This is a genomic window from Paenibacillus sp. S-38 (assembly GCF_049942825.1).
Lineage (GTDB): Bacteria > Bacillota > Bacilli > Paenibacillales > NBRC-103111 > Paenibacillus_G.
In genome coordinates, this window is the sequence record NZ_CP187970.1 from 6,801,369 (window position 1) to 6,821,570 (window position 20,202).

The 20,202-nt window shown below is 61.5% G+C and carries 21 protein-coding genes; 8 read left to right on the forward strand and 13 right to left on the reverse strand.

Annotated elements, in window-relative coordinates; all coding sequences use genetic code 11:
* Nucleotides 1-215: 215 nt before the first annotated feature.
* Nucleotides 216-413, reverse strand: coding sequence for a hypothetical protein (locus ACP26L_RS29660; RefSeq protein ID WP_426448913.1), 198 nt, complete (start codon nt 411-413; stop codon nt 216-218).
* A gap of 90 nt (nt 414-503) precedes the next feature.
* Between ACP26L_RS29660 and ACP26L_RS29665 the strand changes: the two genes are divergently transcribed.
* Nucleotides 504-1,181, forward strand: coding sequence for an MOSC domain-containing protein (locus ACP26L_RS29665; protein ID WP_426448915.1), 678 nt, complete (start codon nt 504-506; stop codon nt 1,179-1,181).
* 150 nt (nt 1,182-1,331) lie between these two features.
* Here ACP26L_RS29665 and ACP26L_RS29670 read toward each other — a convergent pair whose 3' ends face one another.
* Nucleotides 1,332-2,231: an alpha/beta hydrolase family protein gene (locus ACP26L_RS29670; RefSeq protein WP_426455148.1), complete on the reverse strand. Its 900-nt coding sequence runs from the start codon at nt 2,229-2,231 to the stop codon at nt 1,332-1,334.
* 27 nt (nt 2,232-2,258) lie between these two features.
* On the opposite strand from ACP26L_RS29670, the gene ACP26L_RS29675 reads away from it, so the two are divergent.
* From ACP26L_RS29675 to ACP26L_RS29685, 3 genes are all read left to right on the forward strand, one after another.
* A complete protein-coding gene (locus ACP26L_RS29675; protein WP_426448917.1) occupies nt 2,259-2,555 on the forward strand; it encodes a YusU family protein in 297 nt (98 codons plus the stop codon).
* Between the two features lie 169 nt (nt 2,556-2,724).
* The gene (locus ACP26L_RS29680; RefSeq protein ID WP_426448919.1) at nt 2,725-3,513 is read left to right on the forward strand and encodes an RNA polymerase sigma factor; all 789 of its coding nucleotides are present in this window, start codon (nt 2,725-2,727) and stop codon (nt 3,511-3,513) included.
* A gap of 46 nt (nt 3,514-3,559) precedes the next feature.
* Complete coding sequence (locus ACP26L_RS29685; protein ID WP_426448921.1) at nt 3,560-4,573, forward strand: hypothetical protein; 1,014 nt, start codon at nt 3,560-3,562, stop codon at nt 4,571-4,573.
* A 220-nt stretch (nt 4,574-4,793) separates the two neighbouring features.
* On the opposite strand, the gene ACP26L_RS29690 is transcribed toward ACP26L_RS29685, so the two are convergent.
* From ACP26L_RS29690 to ACP26L_RS29740, 11 genes are all read right to left on the reverse strand, one after another.
* The gene (locus ACP26L_RS29690) at nt 4,794-5,570 is read right to left on the reverse strand and encodes an SDR family NAD(P)-dependent oxidoreductase (RefSeq protein ID WP_426448923.1); all 777 of its coding nucleotides are present in this window, start codon (nt 5,568-5,570) and stop codon (nt 4,794-4,796) included.
* Between the two features lie 246 nt (nt 5,571-5,816).
* The gene (locus tag ACP26L_RS29695) at nt 5,817-6,266 is read right to left on the reverse strand and encodes a chemotaxis protein CheX (RefSeq protein WP_426448924.1); all 450 of its coding nucleotides are present in this window, start codon (nt 6,264-6,266) and stop codon (nt 5,817-5,819) included.
* Nucleotides 6,267-6,407: 141 nt separating this feature from the next.
* Nucleotides 6,408-7,235 carry a VanW family protein gene (locus tag ACP26L_RS29700; protein ID WP_426448926.1) on the reverse strand — a complete coding sequence of 276 codons (828 nt, stop codon included), beginning with the start codon at nt 7,233-7,235 and terminating at the stop codon, nt 6,408-6,410.
* Nucleotides 7,236-7,324: 89 nt separating this feature from the next.
* Nucleotides 7,325-7,777, reverse strand: a complete 453-nt coding sequence (locus tag ACP26L_RS29705) for an NUDIX hydrolase (RefSeq protein WP_426448928.1) — start codon at nt 7,775-7,777, stop codon at nt 7,325-7,327.
* Between the two features lie 198 nt (nt 7,778-7,975).
* Nucleotides 7,976-8,776: an ABC transporter permease gene (locus ACP26L_RS29710; protein WP_426448929.1), complete on the reverse strand. Its 801-nt coding sequence runs from the start codon at nt 8,774-8,776 to the stop codon at nt 7,976-7,978.
* A 7-nt stretch (nt 8,777-8,783) separates the two neighbouring features.
* Entirely contained in the window at nt 8,784-9,581 is a 798-nt protein-coding gene (locus ACP26L_RS29715; protein WP_426448931.1) for an ABC transporter permease, read from the reverse strand.
* Complete coding sequence (locus ACP26L_RS29720; RefSeq protein WP_426448932.1) at nt 9,571-10,569, reverse strand: ABC transporter ATP-binding protein; 999 nt, start codon at nt 10,567-10,569, stop codon at nt 9,571-9,573. The genes ACP26L_RS29715 and ACP26L_RS29720 overlap by 11 nt, the downstream gene beginning before the upstream one ends.
* A gap of 336 nt (nt 10,570-10,905) precedes the next feature.
* Nucleotides 10,906-11,670: a TIM barrel protein gene (locus tag ACP26L_RS29725; protein WP_426448934.1), complete on the reverse strand. Its 765-nt coding sequence runs from the start codon at nt 11,668-11,670 to the stop codon at nt 10,906-10,908.
* Nucleotides 11,671-11,769: 99 nt separating this feature from the next.
* Nucleotides 11,770-13,047, reverse strand: coding sequence for a serpin family protein (locus tag ACP26L_RS29730; protein ID WP_426448936.1), 1,278 nt, complete (start codon nt 13,045-13,047; stop codon nt 11,770-11,772).
* Between the two features lie 98 nt (nt 13,048-13,145).
* Nucleotides 13,146-14,105, reverse strand: a complete 960-nt coding sequence (locus ACP26L_RS29735; RefSeq protein ID WP_426448938.1) for an acetylxylan esterase — start codon at nt 14,103-14,105, stop codon at nt 13,146-13,148.
* A 126-nt stretch (nt 14,106-14,231) separates the two neighbouring features.
* Nucleotides 14,232-14,723: a cysteine dioxygenase gene (locus tag ACP26L_RS29740; protein WP_426448940.1), complete on the reverse strand. Its 492-nt coding sequence runs from the start codon at nt 14,721-14,723 to the stop codon at nt 14,232-14,234.
* 323 nt (nt 14,724-15,046) lie between these two features.
* Here ACP26L_RS29740 and ACP26L_RS29745 point away from each other — a divergent pair, with 323 nt between their 5' ends.
* The 4 genes from ACP26L_RS29745 (at nt 15,047) to ACP26L_RS29760 (ending at nt 19,905) form a co-directional block, all read left to right on the forward strand.
* On the forward strand, nt 15,047-15,742 hold the full coding sequence (locus ACP26L_RS29745) for a response regulator transcription factor (RefSeq protein WP_426448942.1): 696 nt from the start codon (nt 15,047-15,049) through the stop codon (nt 15,740-15,742).
* Entirely contained in the window at nt 15,735-17,717 is a 1,983-nt protein-coding gene (locus ACP26L_RS29750; RefSeq protein ID WP_426448944.1) for a sensor histidine kinase, read from the forward strand. The genes ACP26L_RS29745 and ACP26L_RS29750 overlap by 8 nt, the downstream gene beginning before the upstream one ends.
* Nucleotides 17,718-18,716: 999 nt before the next feature.
* Nucleotides 18,717-18,839 (forward strand): hypothetical protein, encoded by a 123-nt coding sequence (locus ACP26L_RS29755; RefSeq protein WP_426448946.1) that lies wholly within the window; start codon nt 18,717-18,719, stop codon nt 18,837-18,839.
* 265 nt (nt 18,840-19,104) lie between these two features.
* Complete coding sequence (locus ACP26L_RS29760) at nt 19,105-19,905, forward strand: HAD-IIA family hydrolase (RefSeq protein WP_426455150.1); 801 nt, start codon at nt 19,105-19,107, stop codon at nt 19,903-19,905.
* Nucleotides 19,906-20,202 lie beyond the last annotated feature (297 nt).

Genomic DNA, 20,202 nt, shown 5'->3' on the forward strand with positions numbered 1-20,202 from the left:
GCCGCCCGTAGCGAAAGAAGGCCCTGTGCAGGTGCACACGGGGCCTTTTTTGTGCCCTATCCGATGGATACGCCACTTTACCTCTTTGGATAAGCCCGCAGCAGCTAATCTTTCAGGATCAACTTAGAGCAGCTGCAGCTGCTCCTTGCTTGTCTTTATACTGGTCCTTGCACTGGACACGGCGAAGAAGAGTGCCGCACCGAGGAGGACCCAGATCATCCACGGCTTCGCTCCGCCGCCTTCCCTTTCTGTCCTACAGCAGCCATCTTAATGCCCCCATGATGAAAGTACCCGGGCACAATCATGACGAGCTCCATACGCTGCTGCTTCTGTGCTTTCTCCTCATCGAACCGGTCATAATCCGCCTTGTCCGCGGCCCGATCCGGCGAATCATAGGCACGGCCTATCATCATGATTGGCATCCGGGGATGGTGCGCCCACAGGTTCCCCTGTACAATGGGACCATCTTACAAAAAAAGCTGCACGCGTAGGAGGACATGTTCATGAAAGCGGAGGTTATCTCATTGAATACGGGCCTGCCCGAATCTCTGCCGTACCGCGGCCGCGAGGTATCGACGGGAATCCGCAAGCATCCCGTGCGGGAGAGGATACCGCTGCTGCGGAAGGGATTCGCCGGCGACGGCCAGGCGGACCTCGTACACCACGGGGGACCGGACAAGGCGGTATGCGTCTACCCTTCGGAGCATTATGCCTTTTGGGCCAAGAAGCTGGATCAGCCGCTGGGCTGCGGTGCCTTCGGGGAGAATCTGACCCTGCACGGCCTTCAGGAGGCATCCGTGTGCATCGGCGACATCTTCCGGCTCGGCACCGCCCTCGTGCAGATCAGCCAGCCGCGCCAGCCCTGCTTCAAGCTGTCCGTGCGGTACAGCCGGCCCGACCTGCCGCTGCTCATGCAGGAATCCGGCTTTACGGGCTGGTATTTCCGCGTGCTCGAGGAGGGCAGCGTCCAGGCGCCGTGCCTCGTGGAGCTCGCCGAGCGGCCCTCGCCCGGATGGACCGTGTCCGAGGCCAACCGGATCATGCACCGCGATACAGCCGACCTGAATGGCACAGCGGAGCTCCTTGCCGTCCCCGCTCTGTCGGCGGGCTGGCGGACCACCCTGCAGAAGAGGCTGGCGGGCATCCCGACGGACCCGGCCGCCCGGCTGCACGGCGGCTAAGGAAAGCGGGTTCGGTCCGGCGCCAATGAGACTATAAGCAAAACGGTGTCGGCGGAACGGGATCATGACCGAAAAAACCCCAAGAGCCTTCCTGACGGACGGCTTTTGGGGCCTGCTGCGGGTGGAGTTATGAACCGAACCTCAAGCCTCTTACCGCCCCCCGGCCGCCAGCTTCTCCGTGATCCAGCCGAACACGGCATCGAGCGCCTGCTCGTCCTCTTCCTTCGGGAAGCGGTGATCGAGTCCGTCGTAGAGCTCCATCCGGTATTCCTTGCCGGCCGCTTCCAGGGCGGTGCCCAGCTTGCGGGCCTGCTCCACGCTCACCTGCGTGTCCCCCGTGCCGTGGACGATGAGCACCGGCACGCGGATCTCGTCGATCCAGTACACGGGCGAGCGGTCCTCATAGGCTTCGGCCTGTTTGCGCGGATGGCCGACGACCCGCTTCAGCATGCGCCGGAGGTCGACCCGCTCCTCGTAGGTGTCGAAGAGGTCGCTGACCCCGCTCCACACGACGACCGGCCCCGCCTGGTCGCACTCCCGTGCGGCGAGCAGCGCCATCAGCGCCCCGCGGGAGAAGCCGATCAGCGGCACCGGCCCGGGCTTCACCTCGGGTAGCGACTGCACGAGCGAGATGGCGCCGCAGACGTCATGGCGGTCCTCGCCGCCAAAGTCCTCGCGGCCCTCGCCGCCTTCATTGCCGCGGTAGAACGGCGCGAACACGACATAGCCGCGGCGGGCCATCGAGAGGATGCGTCGCTTGCGCACCATGCCGACCTTGCGGATTCCCCCGCGGCAGAAGATCAATCCGGGCGCAGGCACCGCCCTCTGCGGTACGGCAAGATACCCCCTCACCTGCAGTCCCTGGCTGGCATAAGTCAATAGATAAAGTGCGATTCCCTTGGCAGGACTGCTGAGCTCCTCCCGGTGAAGCAGCGTACCGTCCGGGAGCCCGGCGGCAGCTCCGGCTTGTTCAAGCGTTTCGGTGTGCATCTGCAGCCCCTCCCTTCTTTTGACATCCCCCTGTACCGGCAGTACACTAGGAGTTAGTATGACCGGAACGAAAGGTGGACTTTCATAATGAATTCGCAAGCTCTGGACGAGTTCGAAGGCCTCGTCGCCAAATTTACCGAGCTGCTCATCGGCGATCCCACGCCGGAGAACATCGAGAAGATCAAAGTGTGGGCGCTCTACAGCCACATTCACAAAACGATGCCGGCCCTCACAGGCCACTGGAACGGGCTTCACCCCGAAATGAAAGCGGGGGTGCGCGAGCTCTTCGAAGAAGTGCGCAGCCTGAACCAGAAGCTCAAAGCCGAGAATCAGAAGCTCGAGCAGCAGACCCAGCCGGACCAGGCGAATGGACAGGAATCCTGAGCGGCCGCCGGCCGCAATAGGACCTGCTATACACAATACATACCCCCAGACCGAAAAAGCAAACGGATTTCGGTCTTTTTTTGTGCCTGCCCGGGGAAACGGTCAGAAATCGTCCGGCTGCGGCATCTATCCTATAGGAGCCGACAACAGGATGGAGGGAGAGAAAAGGATGCGGTCCATCCAAGAGCAAACGGAGGCAGGTCCGGAGAAGCTGCAGGAGCAGCCCAAGGAACCGAAAGCCCTTCCGGCCGGCACAGCGGAAGATAACCGGGCCCTGCTGATGCGGGCCCGAGGCGGCGACACGGAAGCGTTCAGCGAGCTGATGGGCCGGCACCGCCGGGAGGCCTACAGCCTGGCCAGCGCGCTGGCCAGGGATACCCACCTGGCCGAAGACATCGTGCAGGAAGCGATGCTGCGTGCTTTCCTGCGGCTCGGCACGCTGGCCGATCCGGGCCGCTTCGTGCCCTGGCTGCAGCGCATCGTGCGCAATGAGGCCTACATGAAGCTGCGGCGCGGGGGCCCCCACGCCAAGGAGCAGCCGCTGGCCTCCTTGAGCGCGGAGGACTCCGCCGCGGGCAGTGAACACGGGCAGGCCGGTCTCCTCGACCGTCTGCAGGCGCAGGGTGGCGCGCGCTCGCGGGAGGAGCAGCCTTACGTGCTGCCCGAGGCCGCCCTGCTCCGCCGCGAAACGCTCGACACGATCATGGGCCTGCTCGGCTGCCTGACCCCGAAGGAGCGGCAGCTGGTGGAAGCCGCCGTGCTGGAGGAGCTCTCCCCGCAGGAGCTGTCCGTCCGGTTCGGCAGCTCGGCAGCCGCCATCTACAAGACGCTCTCCCGATCCCGCCAGAAGCTCCGTGAAGCAAGAACGCAGCAAAGGCTCGGCGAGTATACGCAGCAGCGCCGCGACCGCGGCTGCCCGGTCCGCCGCTCGCTCGATGCCGGCCGGCTGATGTTATGAATTCGAATGAGTCTGCCCGATGATAATGGAGAGGAGCAACATCCCTATGGAACAAACACCCCCCTGCATGACCTGGACGAGTGCCGCCCAAGCCCTATGGAACCTGACCCGTTATACGAACACGCCTGATCTGACGCTGACCGAGGTGATGGGCTATACGTCCCACGCGTTCCGGATCAACATCAACCCGGCCAACGTGGATGTCGCCGGCCCGACCTCCTTCCCCTGGCGGCGCCTCCTCTCGGAGGGGATGGCCAACCTGGGTTTCCGCACGGCCTGCGCCGAGTCGGCCCCCCTGACCCCTCCGTCGGACGACGAACTGGAGAAGGCGCTGGTGCTCGCCCAGCGGAGCATCGACCGCGGCATTCCCGCGATGGCGTGGGATCTGTTCATCCCCGAGTTCGGCGTGCTCTACGGCTACGACGACGACAAAAAAGCCTTCGAGGCACGCGACGTCCAGCAGGACGGCCTGCTGCCTTACGCGAGCATCGGCCGCGGGCGGATCGGCGAGCTTTTCGTCTTGACGCTGGAGGACCCGCTCCCGCTTCATCTGGACCGGCAGGCCATGCTCCGCGGCGCCCTCGAGATGATCGTCCGCCATGCCAGGGAGGACGAAAAGGGTGAGCATGCCTGCACCTATCGCAACGGCCTCGCCGGCTATGACGCCTGGATCGAAGCCTTCCGGGGCGGGAGTGTCAGTCCAATGGGCAATGCTTACAATGCGGCCCTGGTCACCGATGCACGGTACCATGCCGCGGACTTCCTGCAGGGACTGCAGGAAGTCTGGGCCGGAGACAGCCCGGTGGAGCTGACCGTGCGCCGGCTGGCCCTTGATGCCGAGCGGCACTACCGCCGGGTGCATGAGGCACTCGCGGGCCTGCTGCCGCTCTTCCCTTTCCCGCAGGGCGGGTCGCCGGACGATCCGGACTCGGCCGATAAGGCTGTCGCCCTGCTCCGTGATGCCAAGTCGGCGGAGGAAACAGGGGTCCGCACGCTGGAGGCGATGCTGGCAGCTCTGCAGGAGAAGAGCGAGCAGCAGGAGCAGCGGCAGGCGGAGTAATACAGCAGCAGCCCGCACCGTCCTCCTGAGGCCGGTATGCGTGCACGCTTGAACCGGAGGACGGCCGGACGGGCGGCCGCCCTTTCCTATATGAGGCCCCGAGCCTTCCTGCGGCCTCCTTCCGCCTTCGCGGCCCCCAATAACGGAAAACGGGCACAGCAAAAGGGATATCCCTCTTGCTGTGCCCGTCCTGCATTCTTTGGGCCGCGGCCGCTTGCGCCTACTTCTTGTTCAGCAGCTTGAACGCCACCCGGTCGAACAGCCGAGGGAACAACTGGAACATCTTCACCCCGGCGGCTCCGACCCACGGCAGGTTAACCTCCGGGGTCCGGCGTTCGACGGCTTTCAGGATCCGGCCGACCACCTCCTCCGGCTTCAGCATGAACCACTTGATGTTCTTGACGTAGCCGCCTCCCGGGTCCGCCCGGTCGAAGAACGGCGTGTCGATCGGGCCCGGATTGACGGCCGTCAGATAGACGCCCGTGCCGACCAGCTCCTGCCGCAGGCTGTTCGTCAGGCCGAGCACCGCATGCTTCGTCGCCGAATAACCGCTCGACTTCGCCGATCCGATCTTGCCCGCCATGGAAGCGACGTTGACGATATGTCCGCTGCCCTGGCGAAGCATAGCGGGAAGCACCGCTTTCGTGCAGCGCACGGTCCCCATATAATTGACATCCATCATGCCCTCGAACTCTTCGAGCGGCGCATCCACGAAGCGGTCGAACACCCCGTAGCCCGCATTGTTGATCAGAAGGTCGATCCGCCCGTACTCGGCCAGCACCTTGTCCATGACCCGTGTGACATCCTCGGCGGAAGTCACGTCCAGCACCTCTACACCATGGCGTCCGTCCAGGCGTCCTGCGGCCTCTGCAAGCTTCTCCGCCGAACGGGCCATCAGCACCGGAACCGCGCCCTGCTCCGCCAGACGCTGTGCCAGAAGCGCCCCCAATCCGCTCGATGCGCCGGTGATGACGGCTATTTTGCCTTCCCACTTCATTGTTAGTTCCCCCTTGCCCCCTGTGCCTATGTATGGAATGGAATCGCAATCGCCACCTATTCGACACCGCCGACCGGGAATCCTCTTGGTATCCCCTGACCTTATTGTACCCGCATTCGGCCCATCTGCCTCTTCTGCCGTTTGCCTTCCCACGCGGGCGGCCCCGCCTGCCGATAACCCAAATAGGCTGCCTTTCTCCTCTAAGGAGACAGCAGCCCTGCGTTTGGGGTTCCGTATTCGAGTGGATTATGCGATGAGGACTTGAATATCCAGTTCGCCGATGCCTTCCATGATCAAAGGAATCGTCAGTGCTTTCTTGGCGCCTGCGGCTGCCTGCTGCATTAACTTCGGCGGTGTGATGTCCACTACGACGCCTTGATTGAAGAGCATCGTGCTGGCATTGCCGCTGATCATGTTGCCGAGCTCCGAGATCGCGCTCTTGCTCATCTCGTCCATCTCCGTAATGGAGTAACCGCCCATCATGGCCGAGACCACTTTCTTCGCCACATCTTCATGCAGGCCGAATACGATGTCCCCTTCCATTTGTCCCGTCATACCGATCTGAATCCAAATGTACTGCTCGCTGATTACGACATCCTTCACTCCGAGCTCACCTGTTGACGGACGGACGTTGGCTACCTGCTCTATGACAACGCGGGCCGATTCCAGAAACGGATTAATAAGTTCTGCCTTCATGTAATGTCCGGTCTCCTTTTTCGACGATTCTCTATACCCTTAAGGACTATATTGTTATTCCATTATACCTATTATCGGCACATTCGTATAGTTTATTTATGGGTCTTAAGACAGAAAAGACTGGAAAAAGGTCCTGTTATATTATGGCATTTCTGGCGGTAGACTCGGATCGTACATCATGATCGCATGGTTGTCGGAAATATGCTGCTGCTCCAGCAGCCGGCCTTCCGCATTCCATACGTTGCGCCAGATCGTATTGTGACGGATATAGCCGCCCCAAAGCTCCTGGGTGAACCAATGCTTCTTCTCCACGATCTCGTAGCGGTGCATCGCCGGACGGTCGGAACGCCAGGAACCGATGAGGTGGGTGTCGTTCAGCTCCAGGCTGATCTGGTACAAGGACTCCGTCCCGTTCACCGCCTGCAGATCGAGATAGTTGTAAAAGCAGGTCGCCCCCGTGCCGAACGGCTGGGTCCGGCCCGCATCGGGGAACACATCGTAACCGTGCCGGTACCGTTCCGTAATGGCTGCCGGCGTGTGGAGCATCATCCAGTACAGCAGGTTCGAAAGCTGGCACAGCCCGCCGCCGATTCCCGTCCGCACGGTCCCCCGGTGCAGCACCATCCCCTCGAGGTACCCTTTGGCCCGTGTGGGGCGGCCAATCGTCTTCCAGTAAGAGAACGTCTGCTCCGGACGCAGCAGCAGTCCGTCGATCCTGGCAGCCGCCAGCCTCAGGTTCGTCACCTTATTGTACTGCAGCCGCATGTCCACATCCTTCAGCTGCCGGAGCAGCGGCGTCCGGTGGGTGAAGAGGACATAGGGCAGAAGCTCCCGGCTGCGCTCCGAGGCGTAGTCGCTGCCCGAGATCAGCCACTGCAGCCTGCGGCGGGCCCGGTAATAGGCTATGCCCGCAGCGAGCCGCAGAGGGGAGCGGTCCTTCGGTGCAGGAATCGGATTCTTCAGGTTCATGGGGGACAGCTCCTTTGTTATTGGCAAAATGTTGCCGGGCGGCTGAAGTTTTCCCGGGTATGGGCATTCTAATGAAGAATGCCAGGCCTTCAGGCGCCTGTTTCCCAGCCCCAGCTGTCGTAGAACATGCCGCTGCGCACCTGCTCCACCGCCCGGCGGACGTGGGGGATCGTATCCTCCGGCAGCGCGTCGAGCGGAGCCCAGACCAGCTCCGAGCATTTATCAGGCTCCATGTTGGCCGGCTCTCCCTGCCAGGACCGCACGGTCAGGTAAAAATCAATCCATTCCCCCGCGTCGGAATGACGGTGCATCACCGCCGCCACGGCCAGATCGTCCGCTTCGATCTCGACGCCGACTTCCTCCCGCGCTTCCCGCAGGGCCGCCTGCCGCACCTCTTCCCCGCCGTCCAGCTTGCCTGCGACGAGGCTGAGCTTGCCGTCTTCATATTTGGTGTTGCACCGCCTCAGCATCAGAAGGCTGCCCTCCTTGATGAAGAGGAGGTAGACCGCGCTGTAGACGCTGAACCATGTGGGTCTGCCCATAGAAGTTCCCCTCCTTTCTGCTTGTAGCTTGCTGCCGCGTGAATATCTCATCGTCAGCAGAGAACGAGGAGTTTCGACATCCTTCTCATATGTATTCGCGGAAAGCCTCCCCGATTCATGGCGGAGGCTCCCGAAGTTAGACGCATCGTTCGCAGAGAAAGTTTCCAAGCGCTAGTGAATCTCTGCCCGCAGCCGACCCTACATCCGCATCCCCATGCCGTTGCCCGATGTATACCGCCGCAGGCCCAGATGGAATATTCCCATGCCGACGATCGTCAGCAGAAGCGACACACCGAGGGCCTGCAGGGTAAACCCGAGGTCCGCCTCCCGCAGGAGCCCGATCGGCAGATAGGAGATGAATCCGGCCGGAATCACGGTAAACAGAAGCAGGCGCCCCCAACCGCTGAAGATGCCGGTCGGGTAGGTCGAGAAGGCCAGGATGGCCTGGAAGAGCTGGTGCCCGATCCCCTCTGCCTGCCCGATGTAGAAGGCGAGCGACTGCACCGCCACCACGAAGAAAAGAAAGATCAGCATTGCGATGAGCAGCGCTAGGGCGAACCGAAGAATGCCTAAGGGGGACAGCTCTCCGAACATCACATACAAGATCAGCGCGAACAGCACATCGCCGATCGCGGACAGCGACATCCGCGACACGAGCAGATGGAGCAGCACCGGCTTCGGCTGCGCCAGATAGACGTCGAGCTGGCCGCCCGCCACGAGGGAGGCGAGACGGTAGGCGTTGCCGAAGAACACCGCCGACAGCCCGAACCCTCCTGCGCTCACCGCCCACATCATCATGACATCCTGCAGCGTCCAGCCGTTCACCACGGGGAATCTTTGAAAGTACAATCCCCAGAACAGAATCCACACCGTATTGTTGACCATCATCATGCCGGCCGTCATCAGGAAGCTCATCCGGAACTCCATCGCTCCCGCGAGGTTCAGCTTCCAGCAGGTCCATACCCAGGCGGCGAGCCCTTTGGCCCGGTATCCGTTCATCTTCGTCTCACCCTCCGTTCACATTCAGCTTGCGCACGCCGCGGCTGTAGATCCACAGCGTCAGTGCTGAGAGCAGCACGATCCATCCCAGCTGGATGAGCAGCATGGAAGCGAGATCCGCCTCCCGCCAGTTCACGGCCGTCTTGGCCGGGAAGTACAGGACCGCCTGCATCGGCAGCCAGCGGCATACCTCCTGCAGCTTCTCCGGGAACAGCTCCAGGGGCATCAGCATGCCTCCGACCGTGAAGAGCAGCTTGTGGTACACGAACTCGAGGCCCCGGGTCTCCTCGATCCAGAAGGCGCATAGAGCCAGCATCATGTTCATCAGGAAGTTGACCGTCACCGCCCCGATCCCCACGAGGAAGAATCCGGCCCAGCCCGGGCCGAAGTCCGGCCAGCCGAAGAAGGATATCCCGAGCGTACAGCCCACGGCGAGGTTCACCAGAACGCGGAGCGCCACCTCACTGGCATACGAGGCATAGTGGTACCCGATATAGCTGAGCGGACGGGTCAGCCGGTAAGCGACGTCGCCGCTTTTGACCTCCTCCTCCACCCGGGTCGTCAGGCTCGGGAATGCCATCGCCAGCGACTCGGCGAAGAGGATGTACCAGAGGATGCCCTCGAGGCTGTACCCCTCGATGGTCGCGCTGCCCTCCCCGCGGTAGGTCGCCTGCCACAGCTGCAGGAAGATATACATGATGATGACCAGGAACACCGTCCGCAGCAAAAAATCCGTCACGTAAGCGAGGTGATTGCGCAGCGAGATCTGCCCCACCGCGGTATACTTGAGCACCTTAGCCCGCATGGCTGCCACTCCTCTCCCGCTCGTAAATATGCGTGATGACCGCCTCCATCGGCGGATCCTCGATCGTGATGTCCGACACGCGGTAAGCCCCGACCAGGTGCGTCAGGACCTCCTGCGTGGAGACTGCTGCCGTATCGACCGCGAGCTTCAGGCTCGCACCGGTCTGCTCCAGCACCTCCACCCCGCGGAACCGGAACGGACCGCCAGGCTCGAGCAGCTGCAGGGAGATCGTTTTGCCCGTCAGCAAATCCCGCTTCATCGAATCAACCGTATCGTCGAAGATGACCTCGCCGTAATTGATGACCACGCCCCTGCGGCACAGATGCTCGATATCCCCCGGGTCGTGGGAGGTGAGGAACACGGTCGTGCCCTCCTCCCGGTTCATCTCCAGGATAAGCTCGCGGATCTTCGCCTTGACGACCACGTCAAGACCGATCGTCGGCTCGTCTAGGAACAGAATCTGCGGCCGGTGGAGCACCGCAGCGGCGATCTCGCAGCGCATCCGCTCGCCAAGCGACAGCTTGCGCACCGGCGTGTGCAGGTACGGCTCGAGCTCGAACCGGCGTACGAGCTCCTCGCGCCGCGCGTGGTAATCGCCCCGCTTGAGCTCGTAGATGCGGCTCATGAGCTCGAAGGAATCCGCGGGCGGCAGGTGGTACCACAGCTGCGACTTCTGGCCGAACACCGAGCCGATCCGGTAGGCGAGCCGGCTGCGCTGCGTCCAGGGACAGAGGCCGAGCACCTCGGCCCGGCCGTCCGAAGGATGGAGAATGCCGGTGAGCATCTTGATCGTCGTCGACTTGCCTGCGCCGTTCGGGCCGAGGAAGGCCAGCGTCTCCCCCTGCGAGACCTGAAGGTCGATGCCGTCCACGGCCACCTTCTCCGCATAGCGGGGCCGCAGCAGGGAGCGGAGGCTCGCCCCGATCCCCTCCTCCTTCCGCTTGACGGTGAACCTTTTGCTGAGCTTCTGAACCTGAATACATGACATACCGGCTGCACACTCCTCTCTCTTATCGCGATAACGGCCGCCAGCGGACTGTACGGGGGCGTTCTTTGCTCGGGTACAGCAAAAAAGACCCTCGTGCCTCCCCGCCCGGCCGGCGGAGGAACTTGCACGAAGGTCTTTTATCCCTACGGTGTAGCGCAGCCCTATCGGCTGTGCCGGCTTCGCTTGGTTCGCCCGCCCAAGGCAAGGCTGCTGCACAGCCGCCCGGCGTCGGATCCCTAGAAGCCCTTCCCCATCATTTCGCAATAGCTTACATGGGATATTACCACGGGATGTAATAATTGGCAATACTGGTTTTCGATGTATTACCTTGTCCCGTTACACCTTCGAGGCAATCTCCTCTTTGAACCGGAGCAGGGCCTCATCGGTATCGGTCGTATACCCGCATTCGAGTCCGACATAGCCGTCGAACCCGGTCTCCCGGATTGCCCGGAGAATATTGATGTAGTTCAGCTCCCCGGTGCCCGGCTGCTTGCGCCCCGGGTTGTCCGCGATATGATAGTGGTTAATCTGGGGCGCAAACTGGACCGCATTGCGAATCACATTGCCCTCCGTGATCTGCTGGTGGTACACGTCGAAGACCAGCTGGACCTGACTGCTGCCCACCCGGTCGATCACCTCCGCGGATTCGCCGGAGGCCTGCAGGAAGTGTCCCGGGTGGTCGACCAGCCCGTTAAGCGGCTCCACCTCCAGCACGATGCCCGTGCCGTCCAGCAGCTGCGCACCGCGCTTCAGCGTCTCGACCATGGCGTCACGCTGAGCTTCGCGCGGCACGCCCTCACGAACCGCACCGGTCTGCGTGATGATCGAGCGGCAGCCGAGCACCCGGCATGCTTCGATCGTCTCCCGCAGGCCGGCGAGATAGTCTTCGCGCTTCGCCGGATCGACGAGATTGAACTCCTTGGTGCAGGTGGCGATGATGCCTGCGCCAATCTTCTCCTGTTCACGCGCGAATGCGCTGAGGTCGCCGAGCTGCCACCAGGCGTACAGCTCCAGTCCGCCAAAGCCGTGCTCTTTGATTTTGCGAAGATGATACAGGGCGTCCTGGCCCGGGTAAGCTCCGATACACAGCGAATACTGCATGAGGTTCTCTCCTTTGGTGTGCGTGGTTGTGGTGGGGCTGGTAGTGCATGCAGGTGCTTACTCGATAAGCTTGTATGATGGCGTTGGGCCGCGGCGGCTTCATTCCTCCGGCTTGTAGATCGAGCCCAGGAACAGCAGGCTCCCGGTCTCCGAGCTCTGGATGGCGAGCAGGAACGGGCGGTTCACGGTCATGTGGAAGGGTTCGTCCTTGGGCGGTTCGGCCCCTCCTGCCATGGAAAATGCGGTGACGGCTGCCGCCTCCGTGCCCTCTTCGTCTACTTGGACGTAGGACTTGTGCCTTGCCGCGCTGAGATAAAACGGCTTCACGGTTTCCGAGATACCGGAGAATTCCGCCCTTCTGGGGTCGAAGGCCGATTCCATCCCGAGCGCCGCCAGCGCATCGTTCAGGATGTAGTCCCCTTCGATCTTGAACCGCGGCAGCTCTATCGTCCCCTGCCGAAGCGGCATCTCCCTGCGCCAGAACCCGGCATCCGCCCAGAGCTTCTCCTGCAACTGTTGGAGGCTCATGCCTTCATCCGGAAGCACAAGGAGCATATGGAACCTCCAGCCTTCATAAGGCAGCCGAACCGCTTGATACCCCTTTTCTTGAAGATAAGGGTATCTCCCTTGGCCCCGCATCATCTGTACGGACATCGCAGGCCCGTCCAAGGTCGGGTAGAAATCCTTCGTTTCCGTGGCGCTCTTCTCAAACGGATTGGACCAGCGCCCGTTGAAATAGACGGCGTTGATCAAATACACCAGCGTGCTGCCCGGAATGGGGTCATCGATGATCGAGGGAATTTTGCCCCCGGTCCGCTTCTGTACCCAGCTGTTGATGGTCTTCACGGCCTTGGGGCCGGCAAAATCGAGTGCGATCCCTTCGGCGCCGTAATCGTCACGGTTGCGGTCCAAGAAGCTCTCCCGGAGAGGGACTCCCTTACGGACCCACACTGAATTCGCGACATTCAAGTGCACCGCTTCTCCCGAATGCTCTAACAGATCCCTCAGGATCCGGCTTCCCCGGTTCCACTCATCGACAGGAAGCTCTGCGGCCTGCAGCACCCTGCCGATCTCGCTGCGCGTGGCGCCGTCAGCACCGTGGTACACCATCGACAGGGCGGACGCCACGCTGTACGGCGACAGGAACACATTCGTGCCGGGGCGTTCCTCCACGAGCTTCCGGTGGAGCTCCAAGCCAAATGCATTGTGGGCTTCCGCGATCCGGGGATCAAGCTCCTCCGCCGCGTAAGCCCGATGCTCGATTGCCCCCTCCGTCCGGCGCTCCTGCCCGCAGCCGCAGCCGGCCAGCAGCAGGGCCACCGGCATCAGGACGAGCAGCCCCCGGGCCAGCTTATATGTATGCGTTTTCTTGATCATGAGTTTCACAAGCTCCCCCCTCTCTGTCCCCTCCTCTGACGGGGTACAGGGAGGGGATGTTGCAGCATAATGAGGGGATTATCGGCTGAGGCCGCTGCCTAGCCCCACTGTCTCCGGATCCATTCGACCTGCCGGCGGAAGTGGTCGCCGCTCGTGTGGTGGCCGTTGAACGGAAATACGTGGATATCCTTCGCCACCGTGATCCGGTTGTACACCGCGTAGACGGTCTCCGGCAGGCACACCGTATCCTTCAGCCCCACGGAGACGAAGACCGGGCTGTGCAGTCTCGCCGACAGGTGCAGCAGATCGAAATACCCCAGGGTGTGCAGCACCTGATCGAGGTGCTCCGGATGGCGCGAGGCGAACTTGGCGGCCTCGGTCAGCGACCCGGTCGAGTTCAGGATGCCGTAGTCCATGTGGCACAGGTTCGGCAGATCGGCCAGCGTCAGCGCCGGTATCGGGCTGAGTGCACTGGTCAAGAGCGACAGGCCGCCGCCCTGGCTCGTCCCCGCCGTGATGATCCGCTGCGCGTCCACTTCCGGCTGTGCCGCCGCCCACTCCACGGCCCGCACGGCGTCCACCGCCGCCGCCCGGTAGTAGCTCTGATGCGGGTCGAGCAGCCCCTGCGTGATCCAACCGGAGGTCATGCCGTACGTCTGCGGCAGGAGGTTGCCGCTGTCTCCGCCCTGCCCCCGGACGTCCACCGCGAAGACGGCAAAGCCCATGAGCAGCCAGGGTGCATGCTCCTCCGGGTAACCCCTGCTGCCCGTGTACCCGTGGTACAGCACGACGCAGGGCAGCCGCTCCGGCCGGGGCTGCGCGGTGAAGGCGGGCAGCAGGAACCAGCCGTGAAGCGGCGTGTCGTCATAGCCTTCGTAGACGACCTCGTAGGTCTTGACATAGGGCGAGAGGCTCTCCACCTCTTCCCTGCGGGCGTTCAGCGGCCTGCCCGCGGATGCCTCCAGCGTCTCCCGCCAGAAGGCATCCAGATCGTCCGGCGCCTCCGTCTGCGCCGTAAAGCCTTCGAGCTCGCGGATTCGTTTGTGGATATGGTTCATGTCCCCCGCCTTCCTGCCGGCCGAGCCTTTCCAGGACCTGCCAAGCCGGCATTTTCCCTCAGGGTAACGAATCCCCGCCGCGGTGTCAATGGAGAGAATCCCAGTAAAATTTGGAGCGCGGAGCTGTCAAATGACGTAATCGAGGACCTCTTCGTAGCGGAGATAAGTGCGGGCCTGAGCCGGGGCGGGCATGTAGATATGAAACGAAACGGCACGCGTCGAACCGGGATTGGCAAGCTGGTGGATCTGATGCTTAGGCGCATAAAAATAGCTCCGCTCGCTGACAGGCACCTCGCCCGTCTGGTACGGGTATCCATACGAGTCGACCCGGAACATCCGGTTCGTCAGCTCCCCCTCCACGAGGAACATACAGCCGACCGCATCCCCATGGTCGTGAATGAACGTCTCCCTGCCTGCCGGCAGATGAATGACCACCGCTTCCGCCTGTTCGGTGCGAATCAGCGAGGTCCGGCCATAGGGCAGCGCATGAGGCTCGGCAATATACGGCGCAAGCACCTCCGGCGACAAGTCGAACCCCTGCAGCAGCACTCTCAGTTCCTTCGGCGACGCCTGGGTCAGCCCCGACAATTCCTTTTCCATCCGCTGGATCCAGTTCATCTGGTGTCCTCCGCTCTTTTTATCAGATTTACTTACCGTTTCGATAAGTTTCTCTTATGATCATGAGTTACCACCAAGATATGCTCCCGCCGCTTCCGGGGTTCCTGCCCTAAGGACTTCAAGGACTGGACTGGAAGCCTATTTGGGCCCCCTGCGCTCTTAAGAATGTTTTAAGGATTGAGCTCCCAATTCGTTAAGATTTGGAACCTATACTGGAGTAGAGCTAGAGAGCACCGGCGGCGAGAGGGCCGCAATTGTGGGCTCTCCCGGGCACATGGTATGCTTGCACAAGAATTTCCCTAGGGAAGGAGTACGGACCCTGCATGGCCCAGCAGCCGAACATACTGATTGTCGACGACGAAAAAGACATTATCGACCTCATTGAGATTTACCTGCGCAACGAAGGATACCGCCTGCTTCGGGCGGCGAACGGACTGGAAGCTCTCAGCGTGCTGGAAAAGGAGGTGGTGGACCTCATCGTCCTCGATATCATGATGCCGAAGATGGACGGGATCGAAGCGTGCCTCAAGATCCGTGAATCCCGCAACATGCCTATCATCATGCTCTCCGCCAAGAGCCAGGATATGGACAAGATCCTCGGCCTCGGCACCGGAGCCGACGACTACATGACGAAGCCCTTCAATCCCCTGGAGCTCATCGCCCGGATCAAATCCCAGCTGCGCCGCTACACCCGGCTGAATGTGGCCGCTCCAAACCGGGAGCACGAGATCGAGGTAGACGACCTGACGATCAACACGGCGACTCACGAAGTAAAGCTCGACGGCCGGGAGATCAAGCTGACTCCCCGCGAATTCGCCATCCTGGAGCTTCTGGCGCGCAACCGCGGCACCGTCTGGAGCATCGAACGGATCTATGAGACCGTCTGGAAGGAAACCTATCTCGATTCGGACAACACCGTTATGGTACATATCCGCAAGATCAGGGAAAAAATCGAGGACAACCCTCGCAAGCCGCGATTCATTAAAACGGTATGGGGAGTGGGATATAAAGTTGAGTAAGCCTGTCAAAATCAAGAAGCCCCGGAAGCCTCTGCTGGACCGGTTTCCGTTCCGGCTGTTCCCTTTCACGCTGCTGCGCGGGTTCCTGCTCTTCCTGGCGGACCTCTACAAGATGGCGAAGGTGCAGGTGGAGCGCAGCGTCCGCCTGCAGCTTGTGCTGACCTTCGGCGTCTGCCTGCTCGCCTCGCTGATCTTCTATTCGATCTCCTCGGCGATCTTCGGGCAGATCAATAAGGGCACGGTGATCGACTACTCCGTCGGCATCGACCGGATCGACAGTGAAGCGAGAGGGCTTGTGGAGCTGCTCGAGCCGGTAGAGGTAGACGAGGAGGAAGAGCCGGAGACGCCGCCCGAGGAGCCTGAAGGCGGAAGCCAAGAGTCGGTGCCGAGCAGCTTCGTGGCGCCGGGAACGGATAGAGCGGCTGCCGGCTCGGAAGGCACAGGCGCGGCCAGCGGGCTGGCGAACGGCGCGGGGCCGGCTGGAGCCGCAGGCACGGGTGCGGCCAGCGGGCGGGCGAACGGCGCGGGGCCGGCCGGAGCTGCAAGCACGGGCGCGGCCAGCGGGCGGGCGAACGGCGCGGCGTCGGCTGGAGCCGCAAGCACGGGCGCGGCCCAAGCTGCCCCGGCAGCGCCAGTCGCGGCAGGCGTGGCTGCAGCTCCGGCTGTCCCTGCGATGCCCCCCGCACCCTTAGAGCCGGGTACCCCCTCCGACGCGGAGCAGCAGGAGCGTGACGCCGAGAACCAGAAGTGGCGGCTCGAGCAGCAGGAGCGCAATAAGCGCCAGTTCCTGAGCACGGTGAAGCGTCTTGCGGCGAACGAGAATTACAAGACCGTCATCACGGATCTCGAGGGACGTGTGGTGTTCCGCAGCGAGAATGCGCCGGAGACGTACGTCGATGTGCACAGCGTCATCCGCAACGCGATGAACGCCCGAAACAGCAGGGACGATTCCCGTACGGAATTCTCGAGTTTTTATCCCGTCACGTTCAATAACCAGAAGTCCTACCTCATCGTGACCGGCATTCCGCAGCCTGTGATTTCCTATCGCAAAGGTACGAGCCCGCTGTCCATGCTCAGCGCCTTCGCCGTTTTTATCTTCCTTTTCTACTACCTCACCCAGCGCAAAATGAGGTACATTGAAGAGCTCGCCGGAGGTCTGCGCATCATTGCCACCGGCAATCTCGACCACCGGGTGATCGAGCGCACGAACGACGAGCTCGGCTCACTTGCCAAGGACATGAACCAGATGGTCGCCGACCTGCAGCACAGGATCGAAGAGGAGCGGCGGTCCGAACGGTCCAAGAACGAGCTGATCACGAACGTCTCCCATGACCTCCGCACCCCGCTCACGCTCATCATGGGATATCTGAAGCTGCTCCATGACCGCAGCTACGATTCCCCCGAGCAGGCGGCCGGCTATGTCGGCATCGCTTACAGCAAGGCGGAGAAGCTCCGCGGACTCATCGAAGACCTGTTCGAATACACGAAGTATTCGAGCCAGGAGGTTCCCCTCCATAGGAAAGATGTCATCCTAAACGAGGTGCTCGAGCAGCTGCTCGAAGAATATGTGACGCTGAGCGAGGAGCAGCAGCTTACCTTGATCCGCAGCCTTCCGCAGGACCGGCTTGCAGTGAGGGTCGATGTCGAGAAAATCATTCGCGTATTCGAAAACCTGCTCGGCAACGCCGTCAAATACAGCCAGAAACCCGGGGTGATCTCCGTCGGTATGGCAAAGGACCGGGGCTGGGCGATCGTGCGCATCAGCAACAAGGCGGACGCCTTGACGCGCGACCAGCTCGAGCAGCTCTTCGACCGCTTTTACCGCGTCGATGCCGCCCGCACCTCAAGCAGCGGGGGAACGGGTCTTGGACTCGCCATCGCCAAGAGCATTGTGGAATCACACGGCGGCAGCATCTGGGCCGAATCGGATCAGGGTGAGATCCACTTCTACGTCAAGCTGAAGCTTCAAGAGTAAAACGAACGGCCGCCTGATCCAATCCAGGCGGCCGTTTTGCATCATGACCAGTCGATCCATTCCAAGATTAGGGGAAGCTGCACCTCTCTCTTACTTTTCTGAGGGGCCCCTCGGGCTGCAGTTCTCTTGGATTTTGAAAATAACGGAACCAGGATGCCTTATCCGAAGATTTCCCATCATTTCCCGACGATTAGCGGAACTCAGATCACTTATCGGTCTCTGAATCCTCGAAAAGCCCCCTCCCAAAGCGAAATAGCGTACCTCAGTTCCTCTAATCACGATTTGACACCTGCGCTGGAGCAAATAACGTATCTGGGTTCCTCTATTTCATTTTCCACCCGCCTGATCCCTCCAGGCAGATGTGTTTCGGGTGATGATGTTGGTGCGTGTTCTCCAACCGGCCGGAGCCTTCCGCAAATACACCACCATTACGTGCAAAGAGCTGCCGTATGCCAATGCCCTGCTGTATACGGCTTTGGAGGAGACTCCTTTTATTACTCCCCGGATGCAGGGAGCCTGTACGTCAATTTCTCTGCGAGATGTGGAAACACCAGTGGCGAAGGCGGCTTTCTGGACTGTAACTGACGCTGAGGCGCGAAAGCATGGGGAGCCGTCATCCCCTCCACTTTGAGCTGCTTGTCCATCCACTGCGCTCCTGTCAGTGCCGTCTTCACCCGTCGTCCGGGCCACGGTCTCTGCGGCCCGCTTGTCCGGAGCTGGGGCCTTGCTCTCCCCCCATTTCCTGGGTCCCGGGCTTTGGCCGCCCAAGCTGCAGGGTTCCCCGCCGGGGACGGCCATTCAAACCTCATCGCCGGAAGGCCGCTTGAATTTCTGTACCACCGTGAACCGTTATAGGTTCGGCCTCCAGTGCGTGTTACCGCAGCTTTACCCTGGACAGGGGTAGATGACACGGGCAAGGCGCCGGCAAGTGCAACTCCGTTAAGCACGCCCCTCTTACCGGCTGTCCCGTAGAGGAAGCGGATGCGACAAGGATACGGCATGAATCGAAGAGAGGCTGACGCGAATCTCCCGGCCGCAGGAGTCGATCACCGCCGTACTCTCATTGACCAGACACAGCCGGCCATGCAGGTTTTTATCATTGGTGCAGAGGATAACCTGTGAACCCACATGCTTCGGCAGCGCAGTAGCTAAATAAGATTTCTGGGGGAACTCCATTCGATCCAAGGCACGAACCCATTTTCTGTTTTGATTTCATTATAATAACCTGTAATCCTCTGGATAAGGGTTAAACACCTTTTATTGGGGGCGGCTGCCTTTTTATTCGGAATAAGGGGATACCTGAGGCATCGCCACGACTTGCCCGGAAGGAGAAGCGGAGGGTATACTGTCACTGACTTGCATGTACACGGTTAGAGAGGATGAGACCATGCCGGGCTTTTTGCTGGATTTGGATGGAACACTGTATCACGGGGATCACCCGATTCCTTACGCGGCCGAATTTATCGGTTGGCTGAAGGAGCGCAGATACCCGTATGTCTATGTAACGAATAACTCGTCCCGGACACCGGAGCAGGTGGCACACCACCTGAGGCAGACCGGAATTGACGCTGTGGCACAGGAGGTGCTGACTTCCTCCCAGGCAGCCGCCCTGTATCTGAAGGATGCCGCCCTTCCCCAGGGCCCGGTCCTGTATATCGGCGAAGAGGGACTCCGCCAGGCGCTCACGGAAGCGGGATTCGAAGCGATCTCCGCGGATGAAGCCGGACAGCTGGACACGGCCGCTGCCGTCGTACAGGGAATCGACCGGAGCTTCAGCTACGGCAAGCTGCTGGCTGCCGTGCGCCACATCCGCCGCGGCGCCCTGTCTGTACTGACCAACCCCGACCACCTGCTGCCCTGGAACGGCGAGCTGACGCCGGGAGCCGGTTCGATCGGAGCCGCTATCGAGCGCTCCAGCGAGACCCCGCCGATGGTGATCGGCAAGCCTTCGCCGGTTATTATGCGCTACGCCGTTGAGCGGCTCGGCCTCCCGCCGGAAGAGATCTGGGCGGTGGGCGATAATCTCGGCACGGACATCCGCGGCGGAGTCGATGCGGGCTGCCGCACCGCGCTTGTGCTGACCGGTCTCGCGACAGAGGATAACGTCGGCGAACAGATTGCCCGCAGCGGTGTCCAGCCCGAGCTCGTATGCCGGCACCTGATGGAGCTCGCGGAGCGGATCGGTTAGACGGCTGCGCTGGGCAGCACGTTCCGCTGTCCACGCAGCAGCTTATGCAAGTATGGATAAACCTGCCCGCAGGAGTCATGGAGAACTCACTCTGCGGCTTTTGAGGGGGCTGACGGGGGCAGCCGCAAGAACCCATCGCTGCGGATGCTTCGGGCATCTGTTTAACACTAGGCGGTAAAAACAGCAGCAGGGCCGGCGGATGCCGGCTTTTTTCATGGGCTGCCGTTCCATGGCCTGTCGTTCCACAAGCAGCGCTATTGGTGCCTTGTCGGCCGGCGCATGGGCTTGGCTCTGCTG

What these genes read in the sequence shown, in the direction of transcription:
- ACP26L_RS29660 (WP_426448913.1), bottom strand. Translation starts at nt 413, where the DNA reads ATGATGATAGGCCGTGCCTATGATTCGCCGGATCGGGCCGCGGACAAG.
- ACP26L_RS29665 (WP_426448915.1), top strand. Translation starts at nt 504, where the DNA reads ATGAAAGCGGAGGTTATCTCATTGAATACGGGCCTGCCCGAATCTCTG.
- ACP26L_RS29675 (WP_426448917.1), top strand. Translation starts at nt 2,259, where the DNA reads ATGAATTCGCAAGCTCTGGACGAGTTCGAAGGCCTCGTCGCCAAATTT.
- ACP26L_RS29680 (WP_426448919.1), top strand. Translation starts at nt 2,725, where the DNA reads ATGCGGTCCATCCAAGAGCAAACGGAGGCAGGTCCGGAGAAGCTGCAG.
- ACP26L_RS29685 (WP_426448921.1), top strand. Translation starts at nt 3,560, where the DNA reads ATGGAACAAACACCCCCCTGCATGACCTGGACGAGTGCCGCCCAAGCC.
- ACP26L_RS29690 (WP_426448923.1), bottom strand. Translation starts at nt 5,570, where the DNA reads ATGAAGTGGGAAGGCAAAATAGCCGTCATCACCGGCGCATCGAGCGGA.
- ACP26L_RS29695 (WP_426448924.1), bottom strand. Translation starts at nt 6,266, where the DNA reads ATGAAGGCAGAACTTATTAATCCGTTTCTGGAATCGGCCCGCGTTGTC.
- ACP26L_RS29700 (WP_426448926.1), bottom strand. Translation starts at nt 7,235, where the DNA reads ATGAACCTGAAGAATCCGATTCCTGCACCGAAGGACCGCTCCCCTCTG.
- ACP26L_RS29705 (WP_426448928.1), bottom strand. Translation starts at nt 7,777, where the DNA reads ATGGGCAGACCCACATGGTTCAGCGTCTACAGCGCGGTCTACCTCCTC.
- ACP26L_RS29710 (WP_426448929.1), bottom strand. Translation starts at nt 8,776, where the DNA reads ATGAACGGATACCGGGCCAAAGGGCTCGCCGCCTGGGTATGGACCTGC.
- ACP26L_RS29715 (WP_426448931.1), bottom strand. Translation starts at nt 9,581, where the DNA reads ATGCGGGCTAAGGTGCTCAAGTATACCGCGGTGGGGCAGATCTCGCTG.
- ACP26L_RS29720 (WP_426448932.1), bottom strand. Translation starts at nt 10,569, where the DNA reads ATGTCATGTATTCAGGTTCAGAAGCTCAGCAAAAGGTTCACCGTCAAG.
- ACP26L_RS29725 (WP_426448934.1), bottom strand. Translation starts at nt 11,670, where the DNA reads ATGCAGTATTCGCTGTGTATCGGAGCTTACCCGGGCCAGGACGCCCTG.
- ACP26L_RS29730 (WP_426448936.1), bottom strand. Translation starts at nt 13,047, where the DNA reads ATGATCAAGAAAACGCATACATATAAGCTGGCCCGGGGGCTGCTCGTC.
- ACP26L_RS29735 (WP_426448938.1), bottom strand. Translation starts at nt 14,105, where the DNA reads ATGAACCATATCCACAAACGAATCCGCGAGCTCGAAGGCTTTACGGCG.
- ACP26L_RS29740 (WP_426448940.1), bottom strand. Translation starts at nt 14,723, where the DNA reads ATGAACTGGATCCAGCGGATGGAAAAGGAATTGTCGGGGCTGACCCAG.
- ACP26L_RS29745 (WP_426448942.1), top strand. Translation starts at nt 15,047, where the DNA reads ATGGCCCAGCAGCCGAACATACTGATTGTCGACGACGAAAAAGACATT.
- ACP26L_RS29755 (WP_426448946.1), top strand. Translation starts at nt 18,717, where the DNA reads ATGAATCGAAGAGAGGCTGACGCGAATCTCCCGGCCGCAGGAGTCGAT.
- ACP26L_RS29760 (WP_426455150.1), top strand. Translation starts at nt 19,105, where the DNA reads ATGCCGGGCTTTTTGCTGGATTTGGATGGAACACTGTATCACGGGGAT.